The organism is Streptomyces sp. NPDC049687, from assembly GCF_044465285.1.
Lineage (GTDB): Bacteria > Actinomycetota > Actinomycetes > Streptomycetales > Streptomycetaceae > Streptomyces.
In genome coordinates this window covers 468723-482193 of record NZ_JBITLN010000006.1, presented here as the reverse complement: position 1 = coordinate 482193, position 13471 = coordinate 468723, and the positions used below count along the sequence as shown (strand labels likewise).

The 13471-nt window shown below is 71.3% G+C and carries 12 protein-coding genes and 1 pseudogene; 6 read left to right on the top strand and 7 right to left on the bottom strand.

The window, feature by feature from the left end; genetic code table 11:
* Positions 1-359: 359 nt before the first annotated feature.
* Genes ACIBVL_RS21580 through ACIBVL_RS21570 form a run of 3 tightly spaced genes read left to right on the top strand, consistent with a single transcriptional unit; the run spans position 360 to position 2730 of the window.
* Positions 360-1166: an ABC transporter ATP-binding protein gene (locus ACIBVL_RS21580; RefSeq protein ID WP_399098835.1), complete on the top strand. Its 807-nt coding sequence runs from the start codon at positions 360-362 to the stop codon at positions 1164-1166.
* On the top strand, positions 1163-1924 hold the full coding sequence (locus tag ACIBVL_RS21575; RefSeq protein ID WP_399098834.1) for an ABC transporter permease: 762 nt from the start codon (positions 1163-1165) through the stop codon (positions 1922-1924). The genes ACIBVL_RS21580 and ACIBVL_RS21575 overlap by 4 nt, the downstream gene beginning before the upstream one ends.
* 14 nt (positions 1925-1938) lie before the next feature.
* On the top strand, positions 1939-2730 hold the full coding sequence (locus tag ACIBVL_RS21570) for a MerR family transcriptional regulator (protein WP_399098833.1): 792 nt from the start codon (positions 1939-1941) through the stop codon (positions 2728-2730).
* A gap of 11 nt (positions 2731-2741) precedes the next feature.
* Here the strand turns inward: ACIBVL_RS21570 and ACIBVL_RS21565 are convergent, their stop codons facing one another.
* Together ACIBVL_RS21565 and ACIBVL_RS21560 are read right to left on the bottom strand one after the other, a co-directional pair.
* Entirely contained in the window at positions 2742-2957 is a 216-nt protein-coding gene (locus tag ACIBVL_RS21565; RefSeq protein WP_399098832.1) for a hypothetical protein, read from the bottom strand.
* Positions 2958-3015: 58 nt separating this feature from the next.
* Complete coding sequence (locus ACIBVL_RS21560; RefSeq protein ID WP_399098831.1) at positions 3016-3741, bottom strand: class I SAM-dependent methyltransferase; 726 nt, start codon at positions 3739-3741, stop codon at positions 3016-3018.
* A gap of 71 nt (positions 3742-3812) precedes the next feature.
* On the opposite strand from ACIBVL_RS21560, the gene ACIBVL_RS21555 reads away from it, so the two are divergent.
* Entirely contained in the window at positions 3813-4220 is a 408-nt protein-coding gene (locus ACIBVL_RS21555) for a nuclear transport factor 2 family protein (protein WP_399098830.1), read from the top strand.
* 101 nt (positions 4221-4321) lie between these two features.
* Here ACIBVL_RS21555 and ACIBVL_RS21550 read toward each other — a convergent pair whose 3' ends face one another.
* Complete coding sequence (locus tag ACIBVL_RS21550; protein WP_399098829.1) at positions 4322-5239, bottom strand: hypothetical protein; 918 nt, start codon at positions 5237-5239, stop codon at positions 4322-4324.
* Between the two features lie 513 nt (positions 5240-5752).
* On the opposite strand from ACIBVL_RS21550, the gene rho reads away from it, so the two are divergent.
* Together rho and ACIBVL_RS21540 are read left to right on the top strand one after the other, a co-directional pair.
* The gene (gene rho / locus ACIBVL_RS21545; protein WP_399098828.1) at positions 5753-6898 is read left to right on the top strand and encodes a transcription termination factor Rho; all 1146 of its coding nucleotides are present in this window, start codon (positions 5753-5755) and stop codon (positions 6896-6898) included.
* Between the two features lie 82 nt (positions 6899-6980).
* Positions 6981-7826, top strand: a pseudogene (locus tag ACIBVL_RS21540) (D-alanyl-D-alanine carboxypeptidase family protein); the annotation flags it as partial.
* 83 nt (positions 7827-7909) lie between these two features.
* Here the strand turns inward: ACIBVL_RS21540 and ACIBVL_RS21535 are convergent.
* The 4 genes from ACIBVL_RS21535 to aspA form a co-directional block, all read right to left on the bottom strand.
* On the bottom strand, positions 7910-9280 hold the full coding sequence (locus ACIBVL_RS21535) for a glycosyltransferase 87 family protein (protein ID WP_399098827.1): 1371 nt from the start codon (positions 9278-9280) through the stop codon (positions 7910-7912).
* Entirely contained in the window at positions 9277-10674 is a 1398-nt protein-coding gene (mptB, locus tag ACIBVL_RS21530) for a polyprenol phosphomannose-dependent alpha 1,6 mannosyltransferase MptB (protein WP_399098826.1), read from the bottom strand. Before mptB ends, ACIBVL_RS21535 begins: the two co-directional genes overlap by 4 nt.
* Positions 10675-10831: 157 nt before the next feature.
* The gene (locus ACIBVL_RS21525) at positions 10832-11761 is read right to left on the bottom strand and encodes a glutaminase (RefSeq protein WP_399098825.1); all 930 of its coding nucleotides are present in this window, start codon (positions 11759-11761) and stop codon (positions 10832-10834) included.
* A 56-nt stretch (positions 11762-11817) separates the two neighbouring features.
* A complete protein-coding gene (gene aspA / locus ACIBVL_RS21520) occupies positions 11818-13233 on the bottom strand; it encodes an aspartate ammonia-lyase (RefSeq protein WP_399098823.1) in 1416 nt (471 codons plus the stop codon).
* Between the last annotated feature and the right edge of the window lie 238 nt (positions 13234-13471).

The window sequence follows — 13471 nt, the reverse complement described above, 5'->3', positions numbered from 1 at the left end:
GTGGATGACTGAGGGCTTGAGAGCGGCATCGAGCCGGGTCAACTTGTCCTCGGCGCCGGCCAGGCTGATCTCCAGGCCCTCGACCTCTCCGAGCCAGCCTTCCCGCTCAGCTTCGGCGATCCGGTCGAGCAGGTTGTCGCGGATCTCGGTCAGACGGTCTCGACGGGACGGCTCGGGCCGGAGGAGCGGACATCGGACGCAGCGTGCAGGCCGCCCGGCCGCACGGCGTTCGTCCCCGGCAAGACCTGGATGCCGTGGTCGGAGCGGGCTTGACCTTGACGCTGGGTCAACCCTCCATCCTTCCGGCAGGGATGTCCTCGCAGACGCGTGGAACAGCTCCGCAAAGGAGGCAGATGACCATGACGGCCCAAACGATCGCCGGTCCGGCGATGCGCGTGCAGGGTCTGGAGAAGTCGTACGGGACGCTCGAAGTGCTGCGCGGTGTGGACTTCGACGTGGCGCCGGGCAGCATCTTCGCCCTGCTCGGCTCCAACGGGGCGGGCAAGACCACGACCGTGAGGATCCTCGCCACGCTCCTGAGGGCCGACGCGGGGACGGCGAGCGTCAATGGCTTCAACGTCGCCACGCAACCGGCGAAGGTGCGGGAGTCCATCAGTCTCACCGGGCAGTTCGCGGCCGTCGACGAGATCCTCAGCGGTCGGGAGAACCTCGTCCTCGTCGCCAGGCTGCGCCACCTCAAGGACCCGGGCGCGATCGCCGATGACCTGCTGAGACGTTTCTCGTTGAACGAGGCGGGCGCGCGGCGGGTGTCGACGTATTCGGGTGGGATGCGCCGCCGGCTGGACATCGCGATGAGCCTCATCGGGACTTCGCCGGTGATTTTCCTGGACGAGCCGACGGCCGGACTCGACCCCGAGGCGCGCATCGAGGTGTGGGATGCGGTCAAGGAGCTCGCCGGCCACGGGACGACGGTGCTGCTCACCACGCAACATCTGGACGAGGCCGAGCAGCTGGCCGACCGGATCGCGATCCTCCACCAGGGTCGGATCATCGTGAACGGCACCCTCGCCGAGCTCAAGCAGCTCTTCCCGCCCGCCACGGTCGAGTACGTCGAGAAGCAGCCGACCCTGGAGGAGATCTTCCTCGCGGTCATCGGCGGGGGCAAGAGCGACGCCACTGGCACGACAACCGGGGGCCAAGGATGACCGCGTACTTCTTCAGCGACACTGCCGCACTCACGCGGCGGACCCTGCGCCACGTCACACGCAGCATGGACACCATCATCACGACCGTCATCACACCGGTCGCCATGATGCTGATGTTCGTCTACGTGTTCGGCGGCGCCATTGATACCGGGTCGGTTTCGTACGTGAACTACATGCTGCCCGGCATCCTGCTCATGACCATCGCATCAGGCATCTCCTACACCGCGTACCGGCTGTTCACCGATGTGCAGAGCGGGATCTTCGAGCGATTCCAGTCCATGCCGATCGCGCGGTCGGGTGTGCTGTGGGCTCACGTCGTCACCTCTCTGGTCGCCAACCTGATCGCGCTCGTGCTCGTCGTGGGCGTCGCCGTGCTCATGGGCTTCCGCTCAGGGGCAGGAGTGTCGGCATGGCTCGCGGTCGCGGGCATCCTCCTCCTGTTCACCCTGGCGCTGACCTGGCTCGCCGTGATCCCCGGACTCTCCGCGTCGTCGGTCGAGGGAGCGGGCGCGTTCGCCTACCCGCTCATCTTCCTGCCGTTCGTCAGCTCGGCGTTCGTGCCCACAAAGACGATGCCCGGCCCGGTGCGCTGGTTCGCCGAGCATCAGCCGGTGACATGGATCGTCAACACGATCCGAGCTCTGTTCACAGGGCGGCCGGTCGGCGACGACATCTGGATCGCCCTCGTGTGGTGCGTGGGCATCCTCGTCGTGGCGTACGTCTTCGCGATGATCGCCTATCACCGGAAGATCGCCTGAGGCAGGCTGAGACCATGCTCACCATCAGCCAGCTGGCGGCGTACGCCGGGGTGACGGTACGGGCGGTACGCCATTACCACAAGATCGGGCTGCTGACCGAGCCCGAGCGCGACCGGTCCGGCTACCGGACCTACGATGCCGCCGCCGTCGTGCGACTGATCCGGATCCGCACCCTGGCCGATGCCGGCGTGCCGCTGGCCAGGGTGCAGGAACTCCTCGACGCCGGCCCGGAGGAGTTCGCCGGCGGCGTCCAGGAGATCGACAAGGATCTGCGCGCCGAGATCCGGCGGCTGCAGGACACCCGCGGCCGACTCGCCCGTCTCGCCGCCGGAGAGCACCTGGCGCTCCCCCAGAGCGTCGTGGACTACCTCGACCGGCTGCGCGGTCTCGGCGTCGGGGAGCGGTACATCGAGCTGGAGCGGGATGCCTGGATCATGATTGCCGCGCAGGTGCCGGACCTGATCGACTCCGTGATTGCCAAGAAGCACGAGGAGTTGGACGACCCCGACATGGTGAGGCTATACAGCTTCTTCACCGGGGAGCCCGACTGGCTGGCCGGCGATCCACGGATCGTCGAGGTCGCCGACATCCTGGAGCGCCTGATGATTCGCGCCGTGGAGGCCGGCGAGGTGGGTGCCGACGGCTTCGACGATCAGTTCGTCGCCCTGATGGACTCAACCATGCTTGAGTCCGCACCGGGCGCCGAACTGGTGTTGGCGATTCTGAAGGAGCGTGGCTGGAGGGGCTGGACCCGCATCGAGCGAGTGCCTGCCGACAGGCTCAACACTGAGCCGCCGCCATCTTGAGAAGCCGTCCCTCAACCGATCTCGGAACGTGCAAGTCGAACAGAAAGCACTGTGGGGAGGTTGGCGGCTGCGTACTCGTCCGCCTCGCCCTGGTCGTCCGTCATCGCACTGCGCACGATCGCCCCGGCCATCTCCAGCGCTCGCGTTTCGCTCCGGGCGAGCGCGACCAGACGTGGCAGCGCGGCGAGACTCCCTGGGGCGGGGGTCTCTCCCTCGATGCACAGCATGGTCCATGGCTCGCGCCACACGCTCTCGCCGACATATGCACGCCCCGCCGCTCCGGGGTCAGTCCGCCCGGCGCGCCTCGACCATACGGACCCGTGGGCTTCCGTCGCTCCTCCTCCCGAACCCGGGCAGCGCGCGAAGGTCCACCCGGAACCCGGCGCGCTCAAGCTCGCACCGCACCTCACCGAGCCGGAAGGCCCGGTAGTACATCACGAACGGCGGCCGCCACACGGCGTTGCGCACCCGCATCACGGCGTCGAAGCCGAGGAGCATCCAGAAGGCCGGGGAGGACGGGCGCGGCGGCGCGAGCACCGGGAACACGAACCGGCCTCCCGGCCGCAGCACCCCGTGCACCTGGGCGAACAGACCGGGCAGTTCCCGGGGCAGGAAGTGCCCGAACGCGCCGAAGCTGACGACCAGGTCGAAGGCGGTCGTGAAGGGCAGGGCGCGGGCGTCCGCACGCACCCAGGACACGTGCGGCCCCGGCGTCGGCGTGCGTCCGCGGGCCTTCTCGAGCATGCCCGCGCTGAAGTCGACCCCGGTCGCGCTGCGCCCGCAGACCGCCGACAGGACGTCCATCCCGGCGCCCGTGCCGCAGCACAGGTCGAGGCCGTCGTCGTAAGGGCCCGAGTCCTTCAGGGCCGAGGCGACAGCGGTCAGGACGGAGTCCGGGGTGCGGAAGGGAGTGTGGTCGAACTTGGGCGCGAGGAGGTCGTAGCCGTGCTCGACGGACGACAGGGCCTGCACGGCCAGTTCGCGCAGCGTGGGGCCTTCGGGACTGAACATCGCCTTCAGCCTACGGCGGGACGGCGATGAATGATGATGGTCAGCCGTACTTCTACCTGTGAGGTGATCCGATGCGCGCGTTCCGTGAGGCGGTCGAGGCCGGCGATCTCGACGCCGTCGAGGCGCTGCTGGCCGAGGACGTGGTGTTCACCAGCCCGGTCGTGTTCAAGCCGTACGCCGGCAAGGCGATCACCGCGGCGATCCTGCGGGCGGTGTCGCGGGTCTTCGAGGACTTCCGGTACGAGCGTGAGCTCACCGAGGGCGAGGGGCGCGACCACGCGCTCGTGTTCACGGCCCGGGTGGGCGACCGGACGCTGAGCGGCTGCGACTTCATCCATCTGAACGAGGACGGCCTGATCGACGAACTGACCGTCATGGTACGCCCGTTGTCGGGTGCGCAGGCGCTCGCGGCGGCCATGGGGGCACGGTTCGACGAGATCGCGAAGGAGGCGGAGGCACGCTCGGCCGCCGCCTCCTGACGATGTCGTGGTGAAGGCGATCACGGCTGCGCTGGACGCGCCGGTGGCCGACCGCTGCCATCGGGATGTCGGCCACCGTGCCGTGGAGCCCTGGCCGGGCCTCAGTCCCTGAGGTTCGCCAGGGTCGCCCTCGTGTCCGTCTTCAGCCAGCCCGAGACCTCGTCGAGCCCCGGCGGATCGGTGTCGTCGTCGTACGAGGAGTAGTAGGCACTGTAACTCATCGTGTACGTCACCCAGCCGTCCCGGACGGCGAGCGTGGCGTAGAGCGATCCGCTGGACGATCCGGACGTGGTGTCGTCACTGACCAGGTAGGCCTCGTCGCCGATGCCCGTGACGGCTTCCACGTCGTAACCCGAGTGGCTGTCGGCGTAGTTCTTCCAGGCCGCCGTGAACTCCGGCCCGGGGTCGGTCTTCTTGTGCAGGTCCAGCTGGACGTAGAGGTAGGCGTCCGCGTAACTCGACGAGGACTTCTTCAGGCTGAGGCTGCAGAGCCCTTCATCGAGGGCGTCGTCCTCGAGGTTGTTGTGGGTCGGGGCACTGTCGTTGTCCGGGTACTCCTCCCTGAAGGACGAGTAGTCGGCCGCGTTGCACAGGTTCGACGGTGCCGTGTAACCACGCAGGTCCGGGTCGGCTCCGGTACCGATCAGAAAGACGCCGGCCGCCCAGGCGGCGGACGCCACCACCGCGCCGAGGGCGGCCCACAGGACGGCTCTCCCGGCACCGCCGCCGCTTCTGGGCGGCGGGCCGACGACGGGGTACGGACCCTGCTGGACGTACGGGTTCCCCGGATGGGGCTGAACCGGCTGGCCCGGCTGCCCCGGCTGGGCGGGCACGCCGACCAGGGTCGGCTGGGCATAGACGTTCTGCTGACCGGCTTGGGTCGCGGGCGCCGCCGGCGGGAAACCCATCGGCCCGCCGGGGGCCGGCGACTGCGGATTCGGGTAGGGGTACGCGCTCGGCTGGGCCGGAGCGTCGGACGGCTGCTGGGGCTGCTTCGGAGGCTCAGGCGGCGTGGACATGACGTGAAGATAGTGCACTGTTGACGGTCAAGTCGCTTGACGTCACAGATCGTTACGCTCTAGGGACATCTGTCGTAAACCTCGGACAGGCCGGGTTTCGAGGTGAGCGAGGAGACGACACGGCGGCCTCGGACGCGACGTTGTTGTGGACGGCGCCGCCGCGCGTGATCGGGTGCAGCCGGGCGGCGCGGGTGCGGCAGCAGGCCGCGAGGCCGGCCTCCCCCGACATCCTGGGCCGACTGCGCGAGAAAGTATGTGGTACGGTCTTTGCGGTACCTATGTAAGTCCCCGTCGGGGCACCGGTACCTTGTTGCCTTCCAGTCAGCCGATCCGCCCGCCGTTTCCGTCGGCCGGCCCGGTGGCTTTCCCGCACCACCTCCCCAGCGGCGCAGTCCGCCGTACACGAGGTGCTGTTCCCGCCGCCCGAGGCGCGCACCGTGCGCCCTCCCTTCGCGGCCGCACCCCCTTCCTACGCACACCTCATGCCTTCCGTCCGTGAAAGGACCGACCACCTTGACCACCACACTCGAACACCCCCCAGTACACGAGCAGCGGCCGCCCCGGGTCGCCGCCGGCGTCCTCGACGTCGACGCGAGCGGGCAGGGGCACCTGCGGGGCGCCGACTGCCTGCCCACGCCCGCCGACCTCCTGGTCCCGGCCGCGCTGATCCGCCGTCACGGACTGCGCAAGGGCGACCTGGTCGAAGGGGTGCGCGGCACCCAGCGCGCCCTGACGGAGGTGGCGCGCGTCAACGGCCGCACGCCCGAGGCCCTCGGCCGCCGCCGTCACTTCCGTGACCTCACGCCCCTGCACCCGCACCAGCGGCTGCGCCTCGAACACCCGGCGGCCGCGCTCGCGGGACGTGTCACCGATCTGATCGCGCCCGTCGGCAAGGGCCAGCGCGGCCTGATCGTCGCGCCGCCGAAGACGGGCAAGACCGTGCTGCTCCAGCAGCTCGCCGCCGCCGTCAGCGGCAACCACCCCGAGGCCCGGCTGATGGTGGTGCTGCTCGACGAACGCCCCGAGGAAGTCACCGACATGCGGCGTTCGGTGCGGGGCGAGGTCTACGCCTCGACCTTCGACCGGACACCCAGGCAGCACATCGCGCTCGCCGAACTCGTCGTCGAGCGGGCCAAGCGCCTCGTGGAGGCGGGCGAGGACGTCGTGATCCTGCTCGACTCGCTGACCCGGCTGTGCCGGGCGCACAACAACGCGGCCGCCGCCGGGGGCCGCACCCTCAGCGGCGGGGTCGACGCGACCGCTCTCATCGGCCCGAAGCGGTTCTTCGGTGCCGCTCGGACGGCCGAGGAGGGTGGCTCGCTCACCATCCTGGCCACCGTCCTCGTCGAAACGGGCTCCCGCGCGGACGACTTCTTCTTCGAGGAGCTGAAGAGCACCGGCAACATGGAGCTCCGCCTCGACCGCGAGCGGGCCTCCCGCCGCGTCTTCCCGGCCGTCGACATCAACGGATCCGGCACCCGACGCGAGGAACTCCTCCTCTCGCCGGGCGAGTTGACCGCCGTACGCGGGCTGCGCCGGGCACTGCAGAGCCGCGACGGCCAGGGGAACCTGGAGACCCTGCTGGAGCGGATGCGACAGACCCCGGACAACACCACGTTCCTGCGGCGGATCCAGCCGACGCTGCCCGCGGACCGGTGAGCGTGCGGCATCCGGGTGCTCGGTGGCCGGCGTACGGCACGGGCAGCGCGGGGATGGCGCACTCGATTCCTACGTTGATCATATGACTATCGGATTCTCCTCTCGGGCCGTCGTGGCGGCCTGCGCGTTCTGTGCGGTGGGCGTCCTGGCGCTCGGGCCCGCCGCGGCCGCCGCCCCGGCCGGAGCGGACCCGGCACCGCCCGGCGGCCCCCGTGCGGGACAGGCGCGGGCGCCGGGACCGTCACTTCTGTATCGTCCCGGTACGCAGGTCGGACCCCGTCATGGAGCACCCGAGGTCCCGGACGTCTCGGCGCTGTCGTGGCTGGTGTCCGATGCGAGGAGCGGCGCGGTGCTCGCCGCGTCGAACGCGCACCGCAAGCTGCCGCCCGCCAGCACCCTGAAGACCCTGTTCGCCCTCACGGTGCTGCCGGTCCTGCCCGGTGGCATCCGCCACCAGGTGGGCGAGGAGGAGCTCGCGGACGTCGGGCCCGGCAGCAGTCTCGTCGGGGTCGCGGAGGGGCGGAGGTACTCGGTCGCCGAGCTGTGGCGCGGGGTGTTCCTCAACTCCGGCAACGACGCCGTGCACGTCCTGGCCGCCCTCACCGGCGGCTGGCGCGCCACCGCCGCGCGAATGCAGGAGAAGGCGCGAGCGCTGGGCGCCCTGGACACCCACGTCCGCTCGCCCGACGGCTACGACACGCCGGGCCAGGTGTCGTCGGCGTACGACCTCGCGGTGTTCGGCCGGGCGGGGCTGCGCAGGACGGACTTCTCGGGGTACTGCGGGATGGCGGAGGCGACGTTCCCCGGGGGCGGGGGACGGCCGTACGACATCACGAACACCAACCGGCTGCTGACCGGGCACGACGGCGTCGAGCCGTACCGGGGGCTGATCGGGGTCAAGAACGGCTACACCAGCAACGCGGGAAACACCCTGGTCGCCGCCGCCCGCCGGAGTGGTCGCACCCTCGTGGTGACGGTGATGAACCCTCAGAGGGGCGGCACATACGCCGTCTACGAGGAGGCACGCGCGCTCCTGGACTGGGGGTTCGCGGCCGCCGGGCGGGTCGAGCCGGTGGGTTCGCTGGACGCGCTGCGGGCCCGGCCCCAGCCCGCGCCCGGACCGTCGGCGGAGCCGGTGGCCGCCGCGGCCGTCGCCGCCCCCTCCGCCGACCGCCGTTCCGTCGCGTCGAAGGCGTCGGCGATCGCGGGTGCGGCCGGGCTGGGCGGGTCCGTCGTCGCGCTGGCGCTGTGGGTCTCCGGCCGCCGTTCGGCGCGGAGGTGACCGACCGGAAGGAACAGCACCAGCCCGAGCGTGACCCAGGTGTACGTGTTGCCGCCGAGGAATCCGCCGATGCCGGACGCGTCGTCGAACCAGAGCCACACCACACTGGTGGACAGCACCGCGTACAGGGCGCCCGCGGCGCGCGGGTGCCCGGCGCGGACCAGCACGGCGAAGGACGGCAGCAGCCACACCAGGTGGTGCACCCAGGTGACGGGGCTGACCAGACAGGCGGTCGCGCCGGTGAGGGCGAAGGCCGCCTGCCAGTCCCCCGCGCCCACCGCCCGCCGGGCCCGCCGCGCCCACACGCACAGCACGGCCACGACCAGCACCGCCCACACGGCCCTGCTCTCCACGCCGAGCCGGGCCAGAACGCCCTGCAGCGACTGGTTCGAGACATAGTCGAGCCGGCCCACGCGGGTGGTGTCCCACAGGGCCTTCGTCCAGTAGAAGCGTGAGGCGTCCGGGGCGACGAGGGCCGCGAGGGCGGTGGCGGCGAGCGCGACGGCCATGGCGACGGCGGCCGCCCGCCACCGCCGGGCGAGCAGCAGCAAGCCGATGAAGACCGCGGGCGTGAGCTTGACCGCCGCCGCCAGGCCGATGCCGACGCCCGCCCAGCGGCCCCGTCCGCTCGCCAGCAGCCGACCGTCGGCCAGCACCAGGGCCAGCAGAAGCAGGTTGACCTGGCCGAAGCTGAAGGTGTCCCGCAGCGGTTCGAACAGCGCGAGGACGCAGGCGGCGAGGACGGCGCCGTACCAGCCGTGCCGCCACCGGCGGGGACCTGCCAGTATCCGTACGACGACGGCGAGGGCCGCCAGATTGAGCAGCAGGGCGGCCACGATCGCCGTACCCAGGCCGACCAGCGCCATGGGCAGCATGGCGACGGCCGCGAACGGCGGGTAGGTGAAGCCGTACGGTGTGCCCGGCACCCGGTAGTCGTAGAGGCGGCCGCCGTGGTGGATCCAGCTGTTGACGGTGCCGTAGTAGACGCGCAGGTCGAACCAGTCCCGCAGCAGGGGAACCGTCGCGGTGAAAAGGGTGACGGCCGCGACCAGGCAGCCGAGCAGCAGCAGGCGGCCACGGTCCGTGGCGGGTGCCCTCATGCCGTACGTCCCACCGCGTCCGGGGCCTGTGCCGCGAGGCGGGCCTGCCACAGGACGACCACGGCGAGCGCGCCGCCGGAGACCGCCAGGACCAGTCGGCCGGTGTCGGCGGGGCCGCCGTCGGGCAGCACCGCGAGGGCGAGGACGCCGGCCACGGCCGCCATACGGTGCCGTACGGAGGTGCTGGGGGCCGCCGCGGCGATCAGGAACAACCCCCACAGCGCGTACCAGGGGCGGATCGCCGGGCCGAAGGCGGCCACCGTGGCGAGGCTCAGACCGAGGGCGTACACCGGGCGCGGCCGCAGCCGCCACCAGATGGCGACCAGGACAGCGGCTGTGACCGCGAGGCCGACCACGTGCCAGGCGGGGACCGCCAGCGGGGCGAGGTCGCTGCCGAGGTGCTCCAGAAGGGCTCCGGTGGCGCGGCCGAGGAGACTGGTGAGGGCCCAGTTCTGAGGGGAGACGGGGGTGTTCAGGGCGGCTATCCAGCCGTATCCGGTGCCCGCGAGGGCGGTCGCGGCGACCGTGGTGGCCGCGCAGGCGGCCGCCGTGGTCAGGACGGCGCGCGCGGGGTGGCGGCCCGCCCGCACGGCCAGGACCGCGACGGCGGCCAGGCCCAGGATCGCGGGTGCCTTGACCAGGGCGGCGAGCGTGACGAGGACGGCCGCCGGGACGGGGTGGCGGGCGAGCGCGGCGACCAGTCCGGCGCCGAGCAGGCCCAGCATGATCGCGTCATTGTGGGCACCCGCCACCAGGTGCAGCAGGACCAGCGGGTTGAGGACGCCGAGCCACAGCGCGGCCGCCGGATCGGCGCCGCTGTGCCGGGCCAGCCGGGGCAACGCGAACGCCATCAGCGCCACCCCGCACAGGGCGACCAGCCGCATCCCGAGGAGCCCGGCGGGCAGCTCGCCGTGGGTCAGTCCGTACAGCGCGGCCGCGACGGCCATGAAGACCGGACCGTACGGGGCTCCGGTGTGCCGCCACAGCGGGGCGACCTCGGCCGCGAGCGGGCCGCCGAGCCGGGCCGGGCCGTGCGTGTACACATCCATGTGCGCGTCCACCATGGCGCCCTGTGCGAGGTAGCTGTAGACGTCGCGGCTGAACAGCGGCGGTCCGATCAGCAGCGGCGCCGCCCAGACCGCGAGGACCAGGAGGAGGGCGCGCGGGGTCGGCGGGTCCGCGCTGCGGACGAGGCGGCCGAGAAGGATCCAGGCCGCGGTCAGCAGCACCAGCCCGAAGTACACGCCGACCAGGCCCAGTACGGCGTGGACCGAGGTCGGGGCCAGGAGTTCCCGTGCGGGCAGCGCGCCGGCGCTCTCGCCGCCCAGCGCGAGACAGGCCGTACCGGCCAGACCCAGTACCTGGCAGCGGCGGAGATCGAGGGGGAAAGCCATGGCCAACACTCCGCCAGCGTGTCAACGCCGAGTGGCCGGAACCTGACGTGCCGCCCTCGGGGCGGGGGCCTGCGCGTGACCGGCGGGTGATCGTGGGAGCGTACCGATGCGTTCCCCGGGTCCGGCCGGTCCGCCTTGTGCCCGGCAGGCCGACCGCTCAGAACACCGACAGCCCCGTCAGCGTCGTGAATCGGTCCAGGGCCGCCACGCCCGCCACCGAGTTGCCGCGTTCGTCGAGGCCCGGGCTCCATACGCACAGTGTGCAGCGGCCCGGTACGACGGCGATGATGCCGCCGCCGACACCGCTCTTGCCGGGCAGCCCGACCCGGTAGGCGAAGTCGCCGGCCGCGTCGTACGTGCCGCAGGTCAGCATCACCGCGTTGACCTGCTTGGCCTGGCTGCGGCTGAGCAGGCGGGTGCCGTCGGCGCGGATGCCGTGGCGGGCGAGGAAGGAGGTGGCCAGGGCGAGGTCGGCGCAGGACGCGGTGAGCGAGCACTGGCGGAAGTACTGGGCGAGGAGGTCCGGCACCGGGTTGTCGATGTTGCCGTAGGACGCCATGAAATGGGCAAGGGCGGCGTTGCGGTCGCCGTGCGCGGCCTCGGACGCGGCGACTTCCTCGTCGAAGTCCAGGGTGGGGTTGCCGCTCTCGGTGCGCAGGAAGGCCAGGAGTTCCCCGGCCGCGTCTCCGGTACGGGTGTGGAGGCGGTCGGTGACGACCAGGGCGCCCGCGTTGATGAAGGGATTCCGCGGGATGCCCTCCTCGTACTCCAGCTGGACCAGGGAGTTGAAGGGATTGCCCGAGGGTTCGCGGCCCACGTGCTCCCAGAGTTCGTCGCCCTCGCGGGCCAGGTCGAGGGCGAGGGTGAACACCTTGGTGATGGACTGTGTGGAGAACGGCTCGTGCCAGTCCCCCACGCCGTACACCGTGCCGTCCAGTTCGGCGACGGCCATGCCGAAACGGCGCGGGTCGCGGGCCGCGAGCGCCGGGATGTAGTCGGCGGGGCGGCCGCGTCCGGGGGTGCGCTCCATCTCCTCGGCGATGCGCTCCAGGACCGGCTGGAAGGTGAGGGACGACGTCGTTGTCATGATCACTATTGTGCCTCCGCGCCGGTCCTGGCGCGTCGTCGCAGGTGAGGGGCGTCTCAGACGAGAGGGGAGCCGCTGCCCGCCACGACCTCGGGGCGCAGCAGGTCGGCGAGCCGCTCGGCGGGCAACAGGCCCTTCTCCAGGACGAGTTCGGCGACACCGCGGCCGGTGACGAGGGCCTCCTTGGCGATGTCGGTGGCCGCCGTGTACCCGATGTGCGGGTTCAGGGCGGTGACCAGGCCGATGGAGTTCTCCACGCTCGCGCGCAGCCGCTCGGTGTTGGCGGTGATGCCGTCGACGCAGCGTTCGGCCAGGGTGAGGCAGGCGGCGCGCAGGTGGGTGATGGACTCCGAGAGGGAGTGCAGGATGATCGGCTCGAAGGCGTTGAGCTGGAGCTGTCCGGCCTCCGCCGCCATGGTGATGGTGACGTCGTTGCCGATGACCTCGAAGGCGACCTGGTTGACGACCTCGGGGATCACGGGATTGACCTTGCCGGGCATGATCGACGAACCGGCCTGAACGGGCGGCAGGTTGATCTCGCCGAGGCCTGCGCGCGGGCCGGAGGACAGCAGGCGCAGGTCGTTGCAGCTCTTGGAGAGCTTGACGGCGATCCGCTTGAGGACGCCGGACATCTGGACGAAGGCGCCGCAGTCCTGGGTGGCCTCGACGAGGTTGGCGGCGGTGACCAGCGGCAGTCCGGTGATCTCGGCGAGGTGGCGGCGGGCGGACTCGGCGTATCCGGCGGGCGCGTTCAGGCCGGTGCCGATCGCCGTGGCACCCAGGTTGATCTCATGGATCAACTGGACGGCCTCGTCAAGACGGTTGCGGTCCTCGTCGATCATGACGGCATAGGCCGAGAACTCCTGACCGAGCGTCATGGGCACCGCGTCCTGCAACTGGGTACGCCCCATTTTGAGCACATCGCGGAACTCGACGGCCTTCCGGGCGAACGAGTCCTGCAGTACGGACATCGCCTTGAGCAGTCCACGGACCGCGAAGACCGTCGCTATCTTGACGGCGGTCGGGTAGACGTCGTTGGTGGACTGTCCGAGGTTGACGTCCTCGTTGGGGTGCAGGTGCCGATACTGCCCTTTTCGGTGCCCGAGCAGTTCCAGCGCCCGGTTCGCGACGACCTCGTTGGCGTTCATGTTGGTCGAGGTGCCGGCGCCGCCCTGGATGACGTCGACGACGAACTGGTCGTGCAGCTTCCCCGCGCGGATCTCGCGGCAGGCGGCGACGATCGCGGCGGCCTTCTCCGGCGCCAGCAGTCCGAGCTCCTCGTTGGCGAGGGCGGCGGCCTCCTTGACGGCGGCCAGGGCCTCGACGAGGTGCGGGTAGGCGGAGATCGTGGCACCCGTGATCGGGAAGTTCTCCGTGGCGCGCAGGGTGTGGATGCCCCAGTAGGCGTCGGCGGGGACGTCCCGGTCTCCGAGCAGGTCGTGTTCGCTGCGGGTGACTGCGGCGGCGGTCATGAGGGTGCGGCCTCTTTCTGAGGTGAGGGTGAGGGGAGCGGGCGACGTCGGGTGGGGCGGTGGCCGGCTCGGGCGGTACGGGGTGACGCCCGCCCGAGCCGGTCAGGCACCGGTCCGGTGGTGACCGGACCGGCGGTTCGGGGGCCGGCGGTTCGAGCGCCGGCCGCGGGGATCCGGTCGGCGCGCGACCGGGTCGTGGTCCGCCGGTGACCACCGCGCACACTCGGTGGCCACCGGA